General features: G+C 56.2%; 20 protein-coding genes and 1 pseudogene. 2 read left to right on the top strand and 19 right to left on the bottom strand.

The features are described 5' to 3' along the window. Positions 1-64 precede the first annotated feature (64 nt). The 15 genes and pseudogenes from ACESLM_RS09840 to ACESLM_RS09770 form a co-directional block, all read right to left on the bottom strand. The gene (locus ACESLM_RS09840) at positions 65-343 is read right to left on the bottom strand and encodes an alpha/beta-type small acid-soluble spore protein (RefSeq protein WP_372631394.1); all 279 of its coding nucleotides are present in this window, start codon (positions 341-343) and stop codon (positions 65-67) included. Between the two features lie 64 nt (positions 344-407). Next, on the bottom strand, positions 408-2,327 hold the full coding sequence (gene abc-f / locus ACESLM_RS09835; protein ID WP_372631393.1) for a ribosomal protection-like ABC-F family protein: 1,920 nt from the start codon (positions 2,325-2,327) through the stop codon (positions 408-410). A 102-nt stretch (positions 2,328-2,429) separates the two neighbouring features. Next, positions 2,430-2,573, bottom strand: a complete 144-nt coding sequence (locus ACESLM_RS09830; protein WP_372631392.1) for a hypothetical protein — start codon at positions 2,571-2,573, stop codon at positions 2,430-2,432. Between the two features lie 158 nt (positions 2,574-2,731). After that, the gene (locus ACESLM_RS09825) at positions 2,732-3,070 is read right to left on the bottom strand and encodes an ArsR/SmtB family transcription factor (protein ID WP_372631391.1); all 339 of its coding nucleotides are present in this window, start codon (positions 3,068-3,070) and stop codon (positions 2,732-2,734) included. Beyond that, positions 3,057-3,482, bottom strand: coding sequence for an SRPBCC family protein (locus ACESLM_RS09820; RefSeq protein WP_372631390.1), 426 nt, complete (start codon positions 3,480-3,482; stop codon positions 3,057-3,059). The genes ACESLM_RS09825 and ACESLM_RS09820 overlap by 14 nt, the downstream gene beginning before the upstream one ends. 77 nt (positions 3,483-3,559) lie before the next feature. After that, entirely contained in the window at positions 3,560-4,798 is a 1,239-nt protein-coding gene (locus tag ACESLM_RS09815; RefSeq protein ID WP_372631389.1) for an MFS transporter, read from the bottom strand. A 133-nt stretch (positions 4,799-4,931) separates the two neighbouring features. Beyond that, positions 4,932-5,543, bottom strand: coding sequence for a flavin reductase family protein (locus ACESLM_RS09810; RefSeq protein ID WP_372631388.1), 612 nt, complete (start codon positions 5,541-5,543; stop codon positions 4,932-4,934). Further along, the gene (locus ACESLM_RS09805) at positions 5,540-6,169 is read right to left on the bottom strand and encodes an alpha/beta hydrolase (protein WP_372631425.1); all 630 of its coding nucleotides are present in this window, start codon (positions 6,167-6,169) and stop codon (positions 5,540-5,542) included. Before ACESLM_RS09805 ends, ACESLM_RS09810 begins: the two co-directional genes overlap by 4 nt. Beyond that, positions 6,169-7,119, bottom strand: coding sequence for a ring-cleaving dioxygenase (locus ACESLM_RS09800; RefSeq protein ID WP_372631387.1), 951 nt, complete (start codon positions 7,117-7,119; stop codon positions 6,169-6,171). Before ACESLM_RS09800 ends, ACESLM_RS09805 begins: the two co-directional genes overlap by 1 nt. A gap of 28 nt (positions 7,120-7,147) precedes the next feature. Continuing rightward, the gene (locus ACESLM_RS09795; protein WP_372631386.1) at positions 7,148-7,774 is read right to left on the bottom strand and encodes a nitroreductase family protein; all 627 of its coding nucleotides are present in this window, start codon (positions 7,772-7,774) and stop codon (positions 7,148-7,150) included. Positions 7,775-7,896: 122 nt separating this feature from the next. Then, positions 7,897-8,343: a MarR family winged helix-turn-helix transcriptional regulator gene (locus tag ACESLM_RS09790; RefSeq protein WP_372631385.1), complete on the bottom strand. Its 447-nt coding sequence runs from the start codon at positions 8,341-8,343 to the stop codon at positions 7,897-7,899. A 761-nt stretch (positions 8,344-9,104) separates the two neighbouring features. Then, the gene (locus ACESLM_RS09785; protein ID WP_372631384.1) at positions 9,105-9,476 is read right to left on the bottom strand and encodes a DoxX family protein; all 372 of its coding nucleotides are present in this window, start codon (positions 9,474-9,476) and stop codon (positions 9,105-9,107) included. Positions 9,477-9,611: 135 nt separating this feature from the next. Beyond that, positions 9,612-10,049 (bottom strand): RrF2 family transcriptional regulator, encoded by a 438-nt coding sequence (locus tag ACESLM_RS09780; protein ID WP_372631383.1) that lies wholly within the window; start codon positions 10,047-10,049, stop codon positions 9,612-9,614. Between the two features lie 65 nt (positions 10,050-10,114). Continuing rightward, a complete protein-coding gene (locus ACESLM_RS09775; protein WP_372631382.1) occupies positions 10,115-10,582 on the bottom strand; it encodes a Dps family protein in 468 nt (155 codons plus the stop codon). Positions 10,583-10,966: 384 nt separating this feature from the next. Continuing rightward, positions 10,967-11,674 (bottom strand): annotated as a pseudogene (locus ACESLM_RS09770) (transposase); the annotation flags it as partial. 126 nt (positions 11,675-11,800) lie between these two features. On the opposite strand from ACESLM_RS09770, the gene ACESLM_RS09765 reads away from it, so the two are divergent. After that, positions 11,801-12,418, top strand: a complete 618-nt coding sequence (locus ACESLM_RS09765) for a hypothetical protein (protein ID WP_372631381.1) — start codon at positions 11,801-11,803, stop codon at positions 12,416-12,418. 256 nt (positions 12,419-12,674) lie between these two features. Here the strand turns inward: ACESLM_RS09765 and ACESLM_RS09760 are convergent, their stop codons facing one another. From ACESLM_RS09760 to ACESLM_RS09745, 4 genes are all read right to left on the bottom strand, one after another. Then, positions 12,675-13,175, bottom strand: coding sequence for a hypothetical protein (locus ACESLM_RS09760; protein ID WP_372631380.1), 501 nt, complete (start codon positions 13,173-13,175; stop codon positions 12,675-12,677). 265 nt (positions 13,176-13,440) lie between these two features. Next, positions 13,441-14,601 (bottom strand): Ger(x)C family spore germination protein, encoded by a 1,161-nt coding sequence (locus ACESLM_RS09755; RefSeq protein ID WP_372631379.1) that lies wholly within the window; start codon positions 14,599-14,601, stop codon positions 13,441-13,443. Then, positions 14,585-15,700, bottom strand: a complete 1,116-nt coding sequence (locus ACESLM_RS09750; protein ID WP_372631378.1) for a GerAB/ArcD/ProY family transporter — start codon at positions 15,698-15,700, stop codon at positions 14,585-14,587. Before ACESLM_RS09750 ends, ACESLM_RS09755 begins: the two co-directional genes overlap by 17 nt. Continuing rightward, a complete protein-coding gene (locus ACESLM_RS09745) occupies positions 15,697-17,226 on the bottom strand; it encodes a spore germination protein (RefSeq protein ID WP_372631377.1) in 1,530 nt (509 codons plus the stop codon). Before ACESLM_RS09745 ends, ACESLM_RS09750 begins: the two co-directional genes overlap by 4 nt. Before the next feature lie 193 nt (positions 17,227-17,419). Between ACESLM_RS09745 and ACESLM_RS09740 the strand changes: the two genes are divergently transcribed. Beyond that, a complete protein-coding gene (locus ACESLM_RS09740; protein ID WP_372631376.1) occupies positions 17,420-19,720 on the top strand; it encodes a helix-turn-helix domain-containing protein in 2,301 nt (766 codons plus the stop codon). The last annotated feature ends 11 nt before the right edge of the window (positions 19,721-19,731 follow it).

Genomic DNA, 19,731 nt, shown 5'->3' with positions numbered 1-19,731 from the left:
TTTAGCGTGAAAATGGCATAAAAAAAGCGAAGATCCCCCGAAGAGGTCTTCGCTTCTTGGTTTTTCAAGTTCTGCGCGTCAATTGCTCCTGCGCCCGCCGAATCATCTCCCGCACCATCGCTCCGCCGATTTTCCCGCCGACCTGTCCCGCTTCCTCGGTCGTCAGCTTGCCGTTGTCTCCGCGCTTCAGCGGCACTCCGATCTCCTTGGCGACCTCGTATTTGACTTCGTCGGGCCGCTGGGGATCGACAAGGTAACCTTCCTTGCGCATGACGTCCGCCTTCAACGCGCTGACGCCTTCTTCGGCTCCCGGCACGGCCAATCTCCTTCTTCTTCTCGCCATTCGCTCGATCGCCTCCGTTTTGGAACGCTCTTGGTCGATGCTATCGTTCCCGGACGACCGCGAATTATTCTCCGGAGTTCTCCATCCACTGCTCGTACAGGCGATCCAAGCTTTCCCGCACGCCTTCCCTTTCCGCCCACTCCCGTTCGAGTTCAAGCCCGGCGGGCGCGCCGCCGTTCATCCGGTCGTCAAGCTCGGCCAGACGCCGCTCCAGCTCGGCGATCTCCGCTTCCAGGCGTTCCCGGACAGGCACGGTCTGCCGAGCGGCGACGGAATTGACCGATTTCGGCCGTTCCGCCTCAGCCCGAGACTGGCGGCTGCTCGCCGGTTCCGCGGGCTTGCCGGCCGCCCGCCTGCGCCTGCTCTCCGCCTTGTAATCGTCGAAGTCGCCCAAGTACACCGTCAGTCGTCCCTCATCCAGCTCCCAGATTTTTTGCGACAGCCGATTGATCAGGTAGCGGTCGTGAGTGACCGCCAGTATCGTTCCGGGATATTCCTCGAGCGCTTCCTCCAGCGCCTCTCTTGATGCGATGTCCATATGATTCGTCGGTTCGTCCAGCACGAGCAGGTTCGGCTTGCGGAGCACGAGAAGAGCCAGCCTCAGACGCGTCCACTCCCCTCCGGACAGCAGCCCGACCGACTTGAACACGTCCGCTCCGTAGAACAGGTAGGCCGCCAGCCGCGACCTGGCCTCCCCTTCCTCCATGCCGGCCTCCCGGCGAAAATAATCCAGCACCGACTGCTTCGGATCTTCCGGAAGCTGCTGCTGGGCCAGATAACCGACCTCGACCCGCGAACCGAGCCTAAGCTCGCCTCCATCCGCCTCCTCCTGGCCAAGGATCAACCGGAGCAGCGTCGACTTGCCCGCGCCGTTGGGACCGATCAGCATCGCCTTTTCCCCGTATTCGAGCTGCGCCGAAGCGCCCCTGAGAATGTCGACCTGCCCGTAACGCTTGACCACCCCGTCCAGCGCGACGACCTGCTTACCCGAACGATCCGTCGGCCGCAGCTCGAACTCCGCCTCCTTGCGGTCGATCGCCGGACGCTTCACCTTCTCCATCCGGTCGAGCGCTTTCTGCATGGATGCGGCCCTGCGGAAGAACTTGCCGTTGTCGCCGATTCTCCCCCATTCCATGAGCTGCTTGATCGTCTCGCGCATCTTCTTGATTTTCTTCTGCTGCTCCTGGTAATCGGCGAACTGCTGAAGGACCAGCTCTTCCTTCTCCTTCATGTACTTCGTGTAGTTCGCATGGAACACGTGCGACTCCCCGTCTTCCAGCTCGACGATCTTCGTGACGACCCGGTCCAGGAAGTAACGATCGTGGGAGACGATCAGGCATGCGCCGTCGTATTTCAATAGAAACTCCTCCAGCCACTCGACGCCGCCCATGTCCAGATGGTTCGTCGGCTCGTCGAGCAGCAGCAAGTCGGGCTTGCGGATGAGCTGGGAAGCGAGCCCCACCTTCGTCTTCTCTCCTCCGGACAACGAAGCGTAGTCTCTCTCGTACCCTTCCTTCCCGATTCGCAAGCCTCCTGCGACCTGATCGATGTGCGCGTCGATCTCGTAGCCGCCCTCCCGCTCGAAGCGCTCCTGGAGCGCAGCATACTGCAGCAGCAGCGCCTCCAGCAGCTCCGGGTCTTCCCCCGTCTGCGGTTCAGCCATCCGCTGCTCCAAGACGGTCATCTCGGCGCGGCATTCCAGCAGACCGCGGTACCCGAGAGCGAGCACGTCATAGACCGTGCGGCGCTCCGAATCCGCCGGAATCTGCTCCAGATAGCCGATTCTGGCGTCCTTGCGCACGGTCAGCAGCCCTTCGTCCGGCGTATCCAGCTTGGCAATCAGCCGCATCAGCGTCGTTTTGCCGCTTCCGTTGCGGCCGACGAGACCGGCCTTCTCCCCGTGATGAAGCTCGAACGTCACGCTGTCCAGCACGAGCTGGGCAGCGTTGTATTTGCGTACGTTTTGGCAATTAATCGTTAACATATCGGTTCCTCCTGAATATCGGAGGTTCCCGTCCTGGATATAGAAACAGGGCGTAGGGAAAATTCCCTACGCCCTGTTCGGATTCAAATTGATCCGCTCTGGTCAAGGTAGGAACCTTCTCGCGAGTTGTGCAATCGTATGGTCGTAATTGGACAGACTTCTCCCGTCTTCACGCACGCCATGAACGATGCCAGCCATCGCGATCGGCAGCCGGCTCACTTGATTGTTCACAAACTCTCGATTCATCCTACCTTCACCTCCCGTCCAAAATCGTTATTCCGAGAATACCACGGACTCCGGTGGCAGCGCAAGCTGCCGCCCCGCTCCCCCTCCAATATACATAAATCATTATATAATTATTTTACGATCCATTTCGCTCCAATGCGGCCTCTCAGCCCCGGCCATCAGTCGTCCGTCTCCACATAACGTTTAAGCGCGTCGAGCTTGTTCTCCCAGAAGCGTTCGTAGAAAGCCAGCCAGCTCTTGAGCTCGCGAAGCGGATCGGCGTCCAGCCGATAGCGCGTCTCCCGACCGACCTTGCGCTCCTTTACCAGACCGGCTTCGGCGAGAATGCGCAGATGCTTGGAGACGGCGGGACGGGTCATCGGAAAATGGCTGCTGATCGCGTTCAACGGGAGCTCCCGATCCCCGAGCAGACGGAGTACGCTTCTCCTGGTCGGGTCGGAGATCGCCTGGAAGACGTCGTGCTTCCGTTCCGCCGATGCCGCGTTAGGCTCCGACATATTCGCTCAGCTTGCCCACGATGCCGACCCAGCCGCCGTTCATCCGCTCGCGCACGACTTCGTGAGGCTCGCCGTACTCCGTCGCGCCTTCCGCGGACCAGCCGCCGTGAATGAGCGTAAATTCGGTCTGGCCGCCCTTGTCGACGAGTTCGAATGTTACGAACCAGATCTTGCCCCAGTTGAAGGAGAGGCGGTTCGGCGGATCGATCTCCGTCACCTTGCACGGGGATTTGCCGTAAGGACCGGCATCGAGATGAAAATCGTGTCCGACGATCGGCTGGAAGTCGTTCGGCATAAACCAAACCGAGATTCCCTCCGCCGTGGCGACGGCCTTCCATACTTTATCGATCGGCGCATGAAGCAGTTGAGTCTGACGAATATCGGGCAGCTTGTCCTGAGTTGTATCGGTCACGATTCGATTCTCCTCCTTATAGGAGACCCTTTGGTTTCATTTCTCACTCCCATTATATGAAACCTTTTGGTTTCATGTCAACCCTCGCTTAACTCAGCCCTTTTCCCCCTCGCCAGAACCTTGCGCATGAACAACCAGCTTAGAAGCGGCGAACTGCCCACCGCCAGCAGCAGCCACTTCATCGCCAGCGGCGTCTTGCTGAAGGAGATGACGCCCATGAAGACCGCCATCCCGACGATCCGGCCGACGTTCAGCGCCAATTCCCGGGCCACGACGTATTCTACCCTTCTCCCGACGCTCTCCTCATCTCTCCCGATCAGATCGAAGACGGCCGCGGTAATGGGCAGAATGTAGAGCGGAAAGAACAACGCCGCTCCCAATCCGAAAGCAAGCAGCGTTCCATAGCTGAATCCTGCGAACATCGGCAGAATGACGGCGATCAGCGCAACGGCGCCCGTCAGCATCCCCCAGTATCTCCATTTGGGCTTAAGCCACTTTCCCGTAGCCAGGAAACTCGCGAACCCGACCGCCGAAGTCAGCAGCATAAAGTTGCCCAGCTTCATCTCGCTGCCGGTCTGAACGTAGATCAGCACGCCGATGAGGACCCCGAACACACTCTCCCGTACTCCCTGCGAAGCTAGCGCTCCCAGCGCGGTAGGCCATTCAGAGCCGCGTTCCTTCAATAGCTTGTATGGCCAACGCCAATGGTAGCTGCCCGAGGTTTTGCGGTTGCGAATGAAGAAGCTCGTCGCGATCGCCGCCACGAACACGCAAGCCGAAGAGATGAAGATCGCGCGGTAGCCGTTGTCGCCGCCGAGCAGGGAGATCAGCCATCCCGAAGTCCACGGCACGACGATTCCGATCGACGAGGCGATCGTTCCCGCCCAGCCGTTGAACTTGTCTCGATTGTCGGGCTCCGTCGCTTCGAAGTAGACGACGTTGTACGCGAGCCAGAACAAGCCCGTCGCGACTCCTTGAACAAGACCTAGCAGCCATATGTAGTTGATGGCGTTCCCTTTCAAGAGAAGCACTAGCGCGTAGAAACCGGCGGAGATCGCAATGCCCAGCCTCAGAAGGATCATCTTGTTCCTTTCTTTGGCCGCGTTGCCGGCGATCCAGAACGTAATCCCCATGCACAGATGGGTAATGAGCGTAAACCATCCCAGCTTGAAATAGTCGTTGCTGGCTTTCCAGATATAGACTCCGAAATAAGTGCCGGATAGAGCGGTCGCCATGACGAACAGTCCGTTAACCGCGAGCAAGAGGATCGTCTGACCGTCCAATCGTCCGTCTCGATGCTGTGGGCGCGTGTTCATGAATCTCTCCTTCGGATTGCGGTGAAGTTGCGATGCACCATAATAACCTGCCCCAAAAGATCGCCCGGAAACCGCGTTTCTTCCTACAAAAAACACAGACAGCGGTCGCCCGCTGCCTGCTCATCCCTCCCCTTCAGGAAGGTCTGTCTATGGAAAATAAATCTCCCAGCTTGGAATACGAGCTGCCCGCCAGGCGGCTTACCGCCTTCAGCGCCGCGGGATCGATATGCCCGTCCGCGTACACCGCTTCGTCCAGATGGAAGTATACGACTCTCCCGATCAGCAGATCGCAAGCCCGCGACGTCTTATCTCCGCCGAGCGGAATCGCTTGCTCCAGCACGCATTCGAGCCGGATTTTCGCCTCGGCGACGCCCGGAACGGCAACCTTCGCGCTGGGGACCGGCGTAAGCCCGGCGAGCTCGACCTCGCTCTGCTCGGAAGGAACGCCCGCGGCGGTCTCGTTGATCTTCCCGATGTAGGATTCGTCCGCGACATGAACGACGAATTGTCCCGTCTCGATCGCGTTCCTGGCCGTATCCTTGCGCTCCCCGTCCCTTCGCTGCGCGGAGATCGACACCATCGGCGGGTTGGCGGTCACGATGTTGAAGTAGCTGTAGGGAGCGGCATTCAGGACGCCCGATTTCGAGAGCGTCGTGACGAACGCGATCGGTCTTGGGATGACGCTGCCGATCAGCAGCTTGTAGCTGTCCCTCTCGCTCAGGTCGGCTGGATCCAGCCCGATCATGCGCGTTCGCCTCCCCCCGCTGCGAACGTCCGGGAGAACCATTCGGTCGCTGCAGCGGCCTCGGTCGATGTCAGCCGATGGCCGAACCGCTCCCAATGCAGCGCGACGTTCGCTCCGGCTCCCGTCAGCAGCGATTGCAGCTCCTCCGTTTCCTGCGGCGTGCAGATCGGATCGTTCTCCCCCGCGCCGATGAAGATCGGAACGCCCGAGAGATTCGGAAGCCGAAAATCGCGCCGCGGAACCATCGGATGGTGCAAAATAGCCCCCCTGAGCGCTTGCCCGTAGTAGAAAAGCAAGCTGCCTGCGATGTTCGCGCCGTTGGAGTAACCGACGGCCACCAGATTGCCGCGGTCGAAGCCGTATTCGGCAGCCGCCGAGTCCAGAAACCCGTGAAGCTCCTTCGTACGGAACTCGAGATCCTCCAGATCGAATACCCCTTCGGCCAGCCTGCGGAAAAATCTCGGCATACCGTTCTCCAACACGTTGCCCCTCACGCTCAGAACCGAGGAGCCCGGCGAGATCGTCTCGGCCAGCGGCAGCAAGTCGTGCTCCGTTCCTCCCGTTCCGTGCAGTAGCAGAAGCGTCGGGGCGCCCGGATCGGAGCCTTGCCGATAAATATGCTTCATCATCGGAGATCCTCCTCCAGTACGCGAACTTCGATCGGCGTCAGTCCTTGTTCGATCTGGGCGCGGTGCGGCTCGAACCACACAGGCAGCATCAATTGCTCGCCCATCGTCTCCGCCGGTTCGTCGCGCGCGAAACCCGGAGGATCGGTCGCGATCTCGAACAATATTCCGCCTTCCTCGCGGAAGTAAATCGCGTTGAAGTACTGCCGATCGATAACCGGAGTCGGCTGATAGCCGCTCTCCTCCACCAGGCTTCTCCAGCGCGCATGGTCTTCGTCGTCCTCCGCTCTCCAGGCAATGTGGTGAACCGTTCCCGCTCCGCCGGCTCCGGGCGCGACCGGGGCGACGTTCACGTCGATAATGTTGCCCAAGTCTCCCGTCGCTTGGAAGCGGACGTAATCTCCCTCCTGGGCGATTCTGCGCAGGCCCATGACGTTCTCAAGCACCGACGCCGTCCGCTCCGGAGCCGTGCTGAGCAGCAGCGCTCCGCCGAAGCCTTTGATCGCTTTGTCCGCGGAAACTCCTCCGAAAGCCCAACGGCTCGCCGGACCGTCCTCCCGCTCAACCAGCTCGATTCTTAAGCCGTCCGGGTCATCGAGCTGCAGCAACGGCTCTCCGAACCGGCTCGTCTCCGTCGTCGGAATGCGGAATTTCTCGAAGCGCTCCTTCCAGAAACCCAGCGTCCCCGCCGGCACAACGTAAGAAGTGATGCCGACCTGCCCTCCCCCGATGCGGCCCTTGCGGGACGTCGGCCAAGGAAAGAACGTAATGACCGTCCCCGGACTGCCTGCTTCATTGCCGAAATACAGGTGGTAAACTTCGGGCGCGTCGAAGTTGATCGTCTTTTTAACCAGTCTCAGTCCGAGTACTCCCGAATAGAAATCGACGGTAGCCTGCGCATGTCTCACGAAAGCCGTAACATGGTGAATGCCTGAAGTGCGTTGCGTCATCTGTATCCTCTCCTTAATAGGGATGAATTCAAAAAGTATCGTAGCTCACGAACTCGCCCACCGGCTTGCGATAGCCGCGCGGCCGTTGGCTTGACGTATCCTCTTGGCCGATCGCAATCATCATCGCCGGCACGTAAGATTCGGGGATGTTCAAGATTCTTCCGACTTCGACAGGATCGAAGCCGATCATCGGACACGTGTCCCAGCCCTTGTCCTTGGCGATCAGCATGAACAGCATCGCCGACAGGCTTGCGTTGCGGATGGCTTCCTCGCGCTGGAACGGTTCCCCCCGCTCCTCATAGAAGATCAGCACCGACTCGACGGTCATGTCGTATTCCTGCTTGCTCATAACGCCCAGGTTCAGCAACCCTTCGTGAATAGGGCCGACATCGCGGTAGGCATTAGTATTGCCCAATACGAGAATGACGGCGGAGGAGGTCAGAACTTTGTACTGCTTGTTCGCCGCTTCGTACAGCTTGTTCTTGATCTCCGGATTTTTCACGACGATATAATGCGCGTGCTGAAGATTAAAAGCCGACGGCGCGAATTTGGTCAGACTGAACATTTCGCTCAACTCGCGTTCCGTTATCTCCACGTCCTTCACGAATTTCATTGCCGATCTGCGATTTTTCACCAAAGTTTCGAAGTCGCTCATCTGTCCATCCAGCCTCTCTATGTCAAATTTAAGATTCTTTATTTTAAGATATATGACCTGAAAACGGGATCCAAGAGCCTGTTCGCTTCCAGATGTCTTGCAGAGCTCACGTTACACGCGCCCTACTTGAATCCCTCTTCGGCCGCTTTCCCCAGCTTCTTGAGCAGCGCGCTAACCGCCTTCTTCTCGTCTTCGTCCAGGCCACCCAACGCTTGATGAATCACTTCCCTGTGCCGCGGGAACACGTCCTCGATCAGCTGCCGTCCGGAATCCGTAATATCCGCGTACACGAGTCGCCGGTCTTCCGTGCAGGCCCTTCGCTGGACGAGCCCTTTCTGCTCGAGCTTATCCACAACGTAAGTGATGTTGCCGCTGCTCATGAGCACCTTGCCGCCGATTTGCTGTAGAGGCTGCGAGCCTTTATGGTACAGCAGCTCGAGAACCCCGAACTCGGTCCTGTTCAGCCCGGAGCGCTTGATGTCTTGATCGACGTGCGCGTTCACCCATTGGCTGGCCCGGCTTAGAGCGATATAGAGATCGAGCGACGCATCGCGCCCATTGTCCGCCATCGTTCGCACCTGCCTTCCTTTCGACTGATTGTATTATCTCAATTTCGTTTATCTTGATTTTAAGATATTACAATTGCTCGGGAATGTCAATGGCTATTTTTCTACGACTGACCAACTGACTCCCATCAACTCCGCAAGGCTTTTTTGGCGTAAAAAGGCTATTCGTCATGGACTCCCCCATGTGCCAATGTGCGATTCTTTCGAGCAACAATCTTCGTTTGTGCGCGTTTGGGGAGACGATAACCGATTCTTTAGAACATCGCCCTCCGTTTGAGCACCATTTGGGAGACAATAACCGATTCTTTAGAACATCGCCCTCCGTTTGAGTACCATTCGAGAGTCGATAACCGATTCTTTAGAACATCGCCCTCCGTTTGAGCACCATTTGGGAGACAATAACCGATTCTTTAGAACATCGCCCTCCGTTCTCCTTGCAAATGCCTCTCCATCAGGTGTTTCGCAGGTCGGTTTATGTATGCGAATTGGTCAGTTGTGCTTTTTTTTCGACTTGAGCTAACAGGAAGGAGGGCTGTCTCATAAGTTGGAAAGTCGTACTGCACGATTATCGATGAATGGTGCCAAGTGCATCTATCTCCTTCCGATGCAAGATCCCCCACAAAGTGACGTTAAGCTTCGAAGCTTATTCCGATTATTTTGCGGGGCCCCCGAACTCCGATCCTGAAATGAAGATAGATGCCCTTCTTTTTTCATCGATAATCTTGTACGCCCTTACTTATGAGACAGCCCCTACCGCCCCACGCTTAGAATCCCGGGAAATCGGCCAAGGCGTCCCACTCGATGATCAACAGCGCGACAGGCAGCACGAACAGGACAATCGACGGGAACGTAAGCTTCAGCGAATCCTTGACCCGAACGTGGACGAGAATGGCCACGAGCATCGTGACGCCCAGCCACAGCGCTCCCGCGGCCGCCCAGCTCGGGTCCCAGAATCCGACGACCAGCGCCGCCGCTCCGACGACCTCGACCAGTCCGGTCACGATTCTGAACCACTGCGGCAGCCCCCAGTGGTTAAAGTTGTCGACATGCGCCTTTACTCCCGCCAGCTTGGAAATGCCCGCTCCGACAAAGGCGAGCGCCAACAAAGACTGCAGTACGATTGCCGCAATATCCATCTTGACATCCTCCCAATAATACTGAGCCCGACTTAGGCACAGTTATGATCAAAATAAGGCGCAGCCAACCGTATCGTCAACTGCACCCATCCTAAGCACATATTATAACGGCACTTCGCCGATGTCAATCCTTTGTCAGATCAGACTCGCAATCGTGTGCCGGCGCAAGTAGTCCAGCATTTGACGATCCATCGCGCTCATGATCTCGATCAACGCCAAGTCGAGCCGTTCGTTCCAGTCGACTTCGCCGCACGGCGAGCCTTCCTCCTTGCCGCAGCCGTCGCCGCCCGCCTCCTCAGTCCCTTCCCAGCGGATCGCAGCGAAGACGTCCGCAAGCGTAATCTGCTCCGGCGGCAGCTTCAGGCTGTATCCTCCGTCCCGGCCCTCCCGCGCTTCGACCAGTCCGGCATGCGCCAGCCGCGCCAAAATTCTGCGCATGAACGTAGCATGGGAATGGACTTGATCCGCGATCGTCGTGCTCGACAGATTGCAGCCGCTGCGCGCCAGCCCGACCAAAATATGAACGGCAACCGCGAATCGCGGAGGACCGATCGGACGAATAGAAGCGCCCATGGAACTCACCTCCTATCCGTCTATTGTACATTCGGTCCTCCGCGCTTCGCAACTCGATCCCGGAGTCAGCGTCCGGCGAACGCGTTAAGCATCCAGGCGTGTTTCTCCAAGTTCGTTTTCATGCCGAGCAGCAAGTCCGCCGTATCCTCGTCGTCGAACGACTCGGCGATTTTGATGCCTTGTCTCAGCTCTCCGGCCAATTGGGCGAAGTCCTCCGCCACGGTCGTCGCCATTCTCTCGGCCGTCTCGTCGCCGCCCGCTTCGCGGACGCTCGACAGACGCAGGCTGTCGGTCAGCGTCGCCACCGGCCTGCCGCCGATCGCCAGCAGCCTCTCCGCCAGCACGTCGACGTTGGCGGCCGCTTCCGTGTACAGCTCTTCGAACTTGGCATGCAGCGTGAAAAATTGCGGCCCTTTCACATACCAGTGAAAGTTGTGAAGCTTCATATGAAGGACAGTCCAGTTCGCGATCTGCTGGTTCAATACGGCACTCACGGTCGTGGTGTTTGCGTTCGTATTCGTATTCGTGCTCATGAGAATTCCTCCTGTTATTTAATTTATACTTAATCTAAATATAAATTAATTCTAGCACGGAAAAGAAGTTTCAACATGAACTTCCGATGAAGGTTTTATGAAGATTGAATGAAGGCCCACATCGACGGTTTATACGGACAATCTCGTCTCCGCAGCGATTCCCCGACTGTCGGACGACGGGTACGACGCCTCGGCCCTACGCAAATATTTCTGCCCCTTCCGCCGCCGAAGCACGAGAATGCCGCGGACCCATTTGTCCGTAATCATGCAACAATAAATGCCGATCAATCCCAGCCCGCATGGATGCCCAGCCAGAACAATCCGGCCGTGGCGACGAGAGACATTGAGCAGAGATCGGTCACCATCGCCGAGGAAGTCGGCTGCCTTTGTCTGCAGCTTTTCAATAACGGTTTGTGCATGGTTCACGACGCTGTCGGTTACTTCGATTACGCTTTGCGTGATCTTGTCGACTTCTTCCCGTGATTCTCGCGCGCGGCGGCGCAGAACTTTGGCGATGGATAGAATCTTTTCTTTCACTTCAGCTGTGCGATCTTCAAAGCCTTGCACGGCGTGAGATGCGACCTTTCGGATTTTCTTCATCAACCGGGTCATGACCTTTACACCATCCTGCAGCAGCGTAGCATCTGTGGGATGATGAATATCAGATTCTACAACGGTCGTGTCGGTACGGAATTTACGGGTTTTCAGAATCGCTTTTTCTTCGCACTGTTTCACTAGCGCAGCGTTGATGTCTTCGACGATTTTATCGCCGTAACGTTTGCGGGCATAGATGAGCGTGGAAGGATCCAGCATCTTCTCATCGATGGCAATTCGGCAGAAGATCCGCCAGGTGATGCTGTCGCCAACTTCCTTCACAAGCGACTCGTAGCCCAGATTGTATTTGTGTTTAAGTACCATGAGTCGAATGTACTTTTCGACAGCAAGCGTGGGACGGCCGCTCTTCTTGCCCTTCGGGTGCAACTGGACGAACGGCTGGAGAAAACGCTCGTCGTCCAGCAGCTCGTCGATGATCGCAAGCTCGGTGGGCAACTTGCGGACAGCTTCCGGAAGAATGGCGTCCCACATCGTCATTTGCTCGTCGCGAAGTTTCAATTAGTAAATCTAGAAAAATAAAACAAATAAAATGCAACATTTTCCTTTTCAAATTGTCTTATACTATGATAGAAAATAATATGTATCAGAGAGGAAGGGTTTTAAATGAAAAAAAAGCATTTAACCGTAGTTTTAGCATTAGCAATCACAGTCGTCTTAGCTACAACTGCAGCATACGCTTCCGTAGGTAGTAAAGTACCAGAAAACGAAGTTGTAGCTAAGCCAGTCGGATCAAGCACAGAGAATGGCAATTTAGGTTCTTTAGCAGCTCCCGCTGATGCATCGGCGAGTGGAACAAAAACGCTACTGAAAACGAATAACAGTATTGAATTTCTACCATCTGTTAGTAAATTTGATGAAAACAACGTAAGAAGTATTCAGGCACTAGGTCCTCCGATAGTGATCTCGCCAATGGCAGAAATTAGTTTTGGAAATGTATCTATTGCCTATAATACAAGAACAAAATTTACTCAAACAAATGGTGATGCGTGGATCATTAGAAAAGGCGTAACGGCACGATTCAAGTTTGAGCTAGACTCAAATCAGCACTATGAAGTTGGATTTATGGATAAAAATTATAATGTAATCGAAATGTTCTGGGACGGTGAAGCAGCCGGAATAAATGCACCATTCACACCCCAAAATGATGTGGAAGGATATTTTTATATCTGGAATAAATCCGCTGCTGCATTTACTGCAAAAAAAATAACAATGACCTATTAAAAGATCGATTATGTAGAGCTGTCGTTTACAGTTCACAGGGTTGTCGCTAGGGAGTGTAAGCCTCCCATTGAGATTTAGCGTATTTTTATTATCGGAAGAGACAATAAGACAATACAGGTGCCCCCTAATGGAAACCCAAGGAACGGCTTCCATTAGGGGGCTAACAGTAAAGCAAATGCGGTGCGATGAAAGCCGCTTGATTGCAACCAATCGAAGTCTGGCATATCGGAGCTAGATCCGGCCGCTTCGGGCTTAACTATTCTTCCGCGCAGTAGACAAGCTCGCAACGAGCGCCGAGCGGAATCAATTCGCTCAAGCAGCGCTGAACGAGCTCCTCCTCGATCTCCGACCGCTCCTTAGCCGTGCGAACTTCAAAGTGAATCGTGTTGGAACAGTAATCGTACTTGCGGAAGGTCAGCACCTGCTTCTCCAGCAGACCGTTCATCACGGCTGCGATTCCGCTCGGGTTTAGAATGCGGTTCGTGGCCGCCTGCATGATAGGCTCCGGCAGCTCGCGTTCCCGGGGCACGAGGTCTTCCTGAAGCTTCGAATACGCCTTGACCCGATAGCAGACGTACGGGGCCAAATGTCCGGCCGCGAACCTCTTCAGCTCGGCGGCGTCCGCTGCGGGCAGCTCCAGATCTTCGTTCCAGGCGTACAGCGTCGCCGTATTCCTCCCGGTCGTATGCGCTCGAACGTATCTAAGCCGAGGATAATGCCGTTTGATCAACTGCTCGATCAACAATCGAGTACCCAATTTTATCGCCTCCATAGGAATCGATGCGGGCGTCAACAATGATTGCGCTTTCATGAGTTGTTTCCTTTACATCCTATTCCGTTCAGGGCTCTTATAGTATCGGGCTAATCTTCTTCCTCCCTTTTCCAAGGCGGATCCCCATACCGATGCAAAGCTTTGTTAATCTTATACACGGTCCAGGGGATACCCCAGGCAAAAGCCGCATGGACAAGCACCGTCATCGAAGGAAAGCGGTCCGACAATCCCTTCATCAGCGAATGCATGGTTAATCCCCCTTCCGTTGAACTCGCTCGATGGTGCCGAAAATTCTAAGCTTGGCGTTCACTCTTACGATCACGCGGCATTTCGAGAACAAATTCTCGCCGTGGTCCCAATCGTCTTTGATCTTTTGCCAGATGCGATAGTGATTTTCGTTCAAATAATCGCTCAATCCGATCGCATCCGCCTTGTATTGCTTCTGCAGCTTCTCCAGCACCGAGTACATCATCGTTTGAATCTTCTCCCTGACCCGGTTCTCTATCGCCCATACAACTTTAGGATCGAGAAGATCGGCATCGGTATGCCATTCTCCGACATTGCCTTCGACGTTCACGTTAACCGTGAATTCCGGCTTCCTCGGATCGGACACGTTCGCGCGAATGGTCCTGTCTGCGCCCTTAATCTCGTACACAACGGCCTTTCCGTCCAGTTCAATCTCCAGCGCTCCCGCCTTTACCCTGCCGCTGAAGAAATTTTTGCCCGTGGTTTCTTCTCCGTTCAGAAACCCTCTCATCCTGTTATCGCTGCCGAATACGGCCGCGCCGCTCAGAGAAATCTTGTTATCGGTCTGGGCGATTCTGGGAATCGCAAAGCTGTGCGTCTCCAACAAAAAACGGTGAACGCGGCCCATGGTCGTCGGCGGCACGATCGATTCGCTTTTTTGCGGATTTTCCGAAGTCGAGTTAATGTACTGTACGGGAAGCGTCTCGATGTCCGGCTTGACGTTCAGCAGCTTCTTCGCTTGACCGGCCGAGATCATCACCTTCGCCGCCCTTCTCATCTCATGGTCGCGAATGAACACATCGAGCACCTCTTGAATCTTTCCCGCCCGGGCCAGCGCCTCCGATATGATAATGATCTTATTGTGCTCCATATAGGGGGAACGGCTCGTTTCGTTGGACATCTTGCGCGCGGCCTTGAACAGAGTGGCGCCGGATGAGGTGATGTTCTGGTATGCCATGGCCGACGGATGCCCCCCGCCCGCCGACGTGCCCTGCATGGCGCTGGGAACGACCAACTGAAAGGTCAATTCGAACGTACCGTTCTCTCCTTGATCTATGGCAGAACCGACGACGAACCCCCGGTCTTCGATCTCCAGCCGATCCCAGCACCCGGAAATGACGGTCAGCACGGTCAAGGCGGCTATTCCTCTACGAAGCGCACCCATTGCCTCTAACCCCCCTCATCATCGCCGCCCCAAGCAGCAGCGACGGAATTCCCCAGCCGATCGCGATTGCCGCGTAGCTGATCCACTTCCCGAGAATATCGAGCTCCGTAACGCTCTGCGGCTGCATGGCGGCAAGATAGGCGATCGGACACAGCGCGATGACCCATGTTATTCGTTTCGTCTTGGGGAACAGACTTCTTAAGGCGATAATCGTTACATCGAAGGCCATGGCCGTCGTACTGAATAACGTGATGGTCCAGATCGTAAAAAAGATCGATTCGAACCTCTCGAAGAACCCTCCCGGGATTTCCACCTGCTTGGCCAATTCGGCTGTCGGGTACAGGGTGTTCTTCGTCACCTCCGAGCCGAAAATTCCGATCACGAAAAAGAACACGAGCAGATAGAGGGTAAAAGGAATCGTCAATCCCCCTAAAACCGCTCTCCTTACCTTCTGCGGCCGGTTGATCCAGGCGTTGTAGAACAGAATGACTTCGAAGCCGAGAAACGAAAACACGGTGTCCTTGGTCCCCTTCAGCAAGTCCTTCCAATCCGTAACGAACATTGGCTTGAGATTATTTAAGTTGAGAAAGGGAATGTTCATCGCCAGCACGAGGAGCAGAATCAGCAGAACGATGGGGAGAAACACCAGATTCAGACGAAGCAGCGCCGCGCTCGATCCCGCCACGCCGTAGGCCACCACGAGCAGGAAAAACAGGCAGATCGCTTCCTCGGGCGTTCGATCGAACAGATACAGCTTGGCAATGTTAGCCAGCCCTCTCGTCTCGTAGCTGACGAACAGAAACGTATAACAGGCGAACAACATAGCGACCACATTGGCCGTCGCCCGGTTCGCTACCGACTTCGTCATCTCCATAAGCCCCATCTTGGGGAACCGCTTGCACAAGGAGGCAATCAGCCAACCGATAGCCAACGACGCTCCCCCTCCGAGCACGATCGACATCCAACCGTCCGAGGAATTCGTAATCGTAGCGAGAGAACGCGGAAGAGTCAAAATCCAGAAGCCGATCACCATATTGCTGACCCCGAAGAACACTTCGGCCGTCCCGATCTCCCGGTCGCCGTATTCGAACGATTTCATGTTCTCTTTCCTCTCTTGCTTGCCCGGTTAGCATTCTTTGTCTGCATGAATTGAGGTCTTCTGGTCAGAAACGTCACGGGTGAACGAACGACCAAATCTCTCCAATCGCTAGTAAACATCGGGGCGACCGGCGTGGAGTAAGGCATGCCGAAGCTTTTCAGCCTGACGAGGTGAATACTGATCATGATGAACGTCAGAATAATGCCGAACAGCCCCAATGCCGCGGCCGCCAGCATCGTCGCGAACCGCAGCATGCGGAAGGAGATGCCCGCACTGTAGGACGGAATGGCAAACGACGAGATCGCCGTTATGGCGACGACGATGACCATGATCGGACTGACGACGCCCGCCTGAACCGCCGCTTCTCCAATGACGAGGCCGCCCACGATGCCGATCGTCTGGCCGATCGGTTTCGGAAGTCGTATGCCGGCTTCGCGCAGCAGCTCCAGCGTCCCTTCCATCAGCAGGGCTTCGATGACCGCGGGAAAGGGCACCCCTTCCCTCGCCGCGGCGATCGAGAAGGCCAGCTTAAACGGAATCATCCCAGGGTGGAACGATACGAGAGCGATATAGACGGATGGGAGGAAGAGCGCAATAAATACCGCGAAGTAGCGCAGCAGCCGGATTAACGAACCGATCATCCACCGTTCGTAATAGTCCTCCGGCGACTGGATCAACGCCACGAACGTCGTCGGCAGGATAAGCGCGAACGGTGTCCCTTCCAGCATAATCACCGCCTTGCCCTGCAGCAGCGCCGCCCTGACTTTATCCGGCCTTTCCGTATGCAGCAATTGCGGAAACGGAGACAGAAAGCTGTCCTCGATCCATTGCTCGATAAAGCCCGATTCGGGAGCGTCGTCGATGTCGATCGTATCCAATCTTCTGCGCGCTTCTTCTACGATGCCCGGATGAATAATGCCTTGGATGTACGTCAAAATAAGCGTTTTGCGCGATCGTCTTCCGATCGTATAAGAGACGAAGCGCAAGTTCATGTCGCGAATGCCTCTGCGGATCAGGCCGACATTGGTCTCGATCTTCTCCGTAAACCCTTCCCTCGGTCCCCGGACCAGCGCTTCGGTAGGCGGCTCTTCGATACTCCGTTCCTTCCAATTCTGGGTGCCGACCAGCAGAGCGTCGTCCGCTCCTTCAAGGAACATCGCGGTATCTCCGTACAGAACCGCTTTGATGACGTCGCTCCAGAGGTTGACTTCGAGAACCTGGGATACCGACATCGTCTCGTTCCTAAGGCCGCCCAGCACCTCCGAAATTTCCAGGCCCGAATCCTCTTGCCCGATGCGGCCCGCTTTCAGAATCTGCCGGACGATCTGCTCGTCGATGACCGCCTTGTCCGACAAGCCGGAGAGAAAGACGAGCGCGCAGCTTCTCTCGCCCCCGCCGATGCTGATGATGCGAATGACAAGGTCCGCCGGATCTCCGAGCATTCGCCGAATATGGCCGATGTTTTCCTGCATGTCCGAAAAGACGTAATTTTCTCCGCGTTTATCTTCGCTCGCCGTCTCGCTCATGCCCATCCCCTCCTTGCGCGGGCGCTTGGCTCGAATTTCCTTTTAATATATCCAACCCTTCCTGATTTAACCGCAGCTCCCGCTCCCGAGACCGGAAGAAAAATACAGCTCTCATTTACATACCGCTGGACCGCGATATTTGTTATCATTTTAGAAAACCCTTACACAGAAGACATCAGGGGGAGTCCGATTCATGAGCATTGACAAGCAACGCGGAAGCATGAAGGTATGGATTCATTTCTTCGTCCCGTACGGCATTCTGTTGGCCGGCTTCTTGGCCGTTGCGCTGTACGCCTACGACAGAACCTCGGCGCTGGTGGAAAACCACTCCAAGGAAACGGCCTACGCGGTCATGGAGCAGACGAAGGAAATTATGGACCGCCGGTTCGAGGAGCTGGAGACGATCGCCGAGCAAGTGTCGAGCAGCCCGAAGGCGCTAAGCTTCCAGTATGTGGACAGGCCGTTCTACGGCACGAATCCGGTGCGGATTCTGGAGCTTCGCAAAGATCTGTTCGACTATCCTTTGTTCAACCACTTTATTCTGGACTATTACGTCGCCTATCCCCGCAGTGGAGCCGTCGTCTCTCCGGACACTTCGCATTCGCTTCGGCAGTTCTACGATTTGGAGTTTCGTTATGCCGACCAATCTTACGAAGAATGGGCAAGCAGCCTGACGGCCGCCGCCGGTCGCAAGACGTTCCTTCCCGGACAGCCTGCCGTCTATCGGGGCAAGCCCCACTCCGTCGTCACCTACATGCAGTCGTTCGGAACCCGGGAGCGCTCCGGCGTCGTCCTGATGCTGATCGACGACAATCAGATCCGCAGTCTGCTGCACAAGCTCGATTCGAGCAACGGGGGCTTCGCCTTTATCGCCGACGGCAAGGGCGACATCATCAGCCGGATCGGCTCGGATATCGACATCGGATGGGAGAAAAATTTGCCGGACGGCTTCTCCCAGCTCGACATCGAAGGCAGCAGCATGCTCGTAACGAAGACGACGTCCCGCTACAACGGCTGGACGTATTTGTCCGCGCAGCCCGAGGCGTACGTCCTTCAGCAGGTGCGCTACTTCAAGCAGCTCATCCTGACGATCATTCTGCTCGGTCTCGGCTTCGGCCTGCTCGCCGCGCTGCTGTTCTCCTATCGCAACAGCCGTCCTCTCTGGATGCTGCTGCGCGTCCTGCCCAGCCAGCGAACGGGCGCGGAAGCGCCCCCGCAGCGCAACGCTTGGGAGCAGATTCGCGCCTCCGTCACCAATCTCGTGCACAGCAACGATTTTCTGTCCGAGAAGATGGAGCAGCAGGTTCCGCTGATTCGCAGCGGATTTTACGACCGTCTGCTTCGCGGACACTACTTGTCCAACAAGGACATCGCCGTCGCCATGGAGCACTCCCGGCAATCGTGGGAAGGGAGCCGCTTCTCCGTCGGCATTCTGGTCATCGCGGGCTATGACGGCTCCTATAACGAAGCGATGCTTACCGAGCTCGACTTCCGCAAGATCGCCATACGCGACATGATCTCCAAAGGGTTCGGCAAGACGATCTCGACCCACGATCTCGGGGAAAATCAGATCGGCCTGCTGTTTAACGGCGATTCGGAATCTCCGGAAGCTTATCTGGACGAAATCCGCCGCATGCTCAAGGAACTGCAGAACCGCATCTTCGGCGCGCTGAACGTGCAAACCTACGCCGCAGTCGGTGGCTGCTATCTGGAGATGACCGAGATCAGCCGCTCGTACGAGGAAGCCCGTCTGCTGCTGCAGCGGGCCAGTTGGTCCGAGGAGCGCACGATCGTGACGCAAGACGACGAAGACAACCCTGTCCTTCCGGCTTACTACTACCCGCCCGACGTCGAGCAGCGGCTGATCAATCTGGTCAAGTCCGGCAGCTTCGCCGAGACAGAAGCTCTGCTCGGCCAAATTCGCGAGAACAATCTCGATCAACCGAATCTGCCGGTCGCCGTCGGCAAAATTCTCGTTAACGAAATGACCGGCACGCTGCTGAAATGCCTGGAGCAAGCCGCGACGGAAGCGGAGCGGCAGAACGAGAAAATCCACTCGGCCCTGGTCGCCTCCGAATCCGGCCGTCCGGCGAAACTCGCTTTCAGCCAGCTGTCCGACGGGTTCCTGCTGCTCTGCCAGGGCCAGCACGACCGGAAGAAGAGCCACAACAACCAGCTTAAGGACGACTTGATCCGTTACCTGGACGAACATTACATGCAGACCGATCTCAGCCTCACCACCTTGGCCGACCGCTTCAATACGTCGGAAGCGTACATCTCCTATTTCTTCAAGGAACAGACCGGCGTGAACTTCTCCGACTATCTGGAGAACGTGCGCATGGGTCATGCCAAGAGGATGCTGACCGAGAGCGAGATGCCCGTCAACGAGATTTCCGCCTGGGTCGGCTACTATTCCCTCAACTCGTTCAGCCGCGCCTTCAAAAGGGCGAACGGCCTTAGCGCCACGGAGTTTCGCCGCAATTCCCGAGGCTGATTCTAAACAAT

Origin of the sequence: Cohnella sp. (assembly GCF_041641335.1) — a bacterium.
Classification (GTDB): domain Bacteria; phylum Bacillota; class Bacilli; order Paenibacillales; family Paenibacillaceae; genus Cohnella.
The sequence above is the reverse complement of the archived record's forward strand: the minus strand, read 5'-3'. Positions and strand labels throughout refer to the sequence as shown.

Bases quoted from the DNA above. Each gene is read 5' to 3' on its own strand.
- ACESLM_RS09825 (WP_372631391.1), bottom strand. From the start codon at position 3,070: ATGTCGGAGCCTAACGCGGCATCGGCGGAACGGAAGCACGACGTCTTC.
- ACESLM_RS09790 (WP_372631385.1), bottom strand. From the start codon at position 8,343: ATGGCGGACAATGGGCGCGATGCGTCGCTCGATCTCTATATCGCTCTA.
- ACESLM_RS09775 (WP_372631382.1), bottom strand. From the start codon at position 10,582: ATGAGCACGAATACGAATACGAACGCAAACACCACGACCGTGAGTGCC.
- abc-f (WP_372631393.1), bottom strand. From the start codon at position 2,327: ATGTTAACGATTAATTGCCAAAACGTACGCAAATACAACGCTGCCCAG.
- ACESLM_RS09780 (WP_372631383.1), bottom strand. From the start codon at position 10,049: ATGGGCGCTTCTATTCGTCCGATCGGTCCTCCGCGATTCGCGGTTGCC.
- ACESLM_RS09815 (WP_372631389.1), bottom strand. From the start codon at position 4,798: ATGAACACGCGCCCACAGCATCGAGACGGACGATTGGACGGTCAGACG.
- ACESLM_RS09810 (WP_372631388.1), bottom strand. From the start codon at position 5,543: ATGATCGGGCTGGATCCAGCCGACCTGAGCGAGAGGGACAGCTACAAG.
- ACESLM_RS09830 (WP_372631392.1), bottom strand. From the start codon at position 2,573: ATGAATCGAGAGTTTGTGAACAATCAAGTGAGCCGGCTGCCGATCGCG.
- ACESLM_RS09795 (WP_372631386.1), bottom strand. From the start codon at position 7,774: ATGAGCGACTTCGAAACTTTGGTGAAAAATCGCAGATCGGCAATGAAA.
- ACESLM_RS09750 (WP_372631378.1), bottom strand. From the start codon at position 15,700: ATGAAATCGTTCGAATACGGCGACCGGGAGATCGGGACGGCCGAAGTG.
- ACESLM_RS09755 (WP_372631379.1), bottom strand. From the start codon at position 14,601: ATGGGTGCGCTTCGTAGAGGAATAGCCGCCTTGACCGTGCTGACCGTC.
- ACESLM_RS09740 (WP_372631376.1), top strand. From the start codon at position 17,420: ATGAGCATTGACAAGCAACGCGGAAGCATGAAGGTATGGATTCATTTC.
- ACESLM_RS09800 (WP_372631387.1), bottom strand. From the start codon at position 7,119: ATGACGCAACGCACTTCAGGCATTCACCATGTTACGGCTTTCGTGAGA.
- ACESLM_RS09805 (WP_372631425.1), bottom strand. From the start codon at position 6,169: ATGAAGCATATTTATCGGCAAGGCTCCGATCCGGGCGCCCCGACGCTT.
- ACESLM_RS09765 (WP_372631381.1), top strand. From the start codon at position 11,801: ATGAAAAAAAAGCATTTAACCGTAGTTTTAGCATTAGCAATCACAGTC.
- ACESLM_RS09785 (WP_372631384.1), bottom strand. From the start codon at position 9,476: ATGGATATTGCGGCAATCGTACTGCAGTCTTTGTTGGCGCTCGCCTTT.
- ACESLM_RS09745 (WP_372631377.1), bottom strand. From the start codon at position 17,226: ATGAGCGAGACGGCGAGCGAAGATAAACGCGGAGAAAATTACGTCTTT.
- ACESLM_RS09840 (WP_372631394.1), bottom strand. From the start codon at position 343: ATGGCGAGAAGAAGAAGGAGATTGGCCGTGCCGGGAGCCGAAGAAGGC.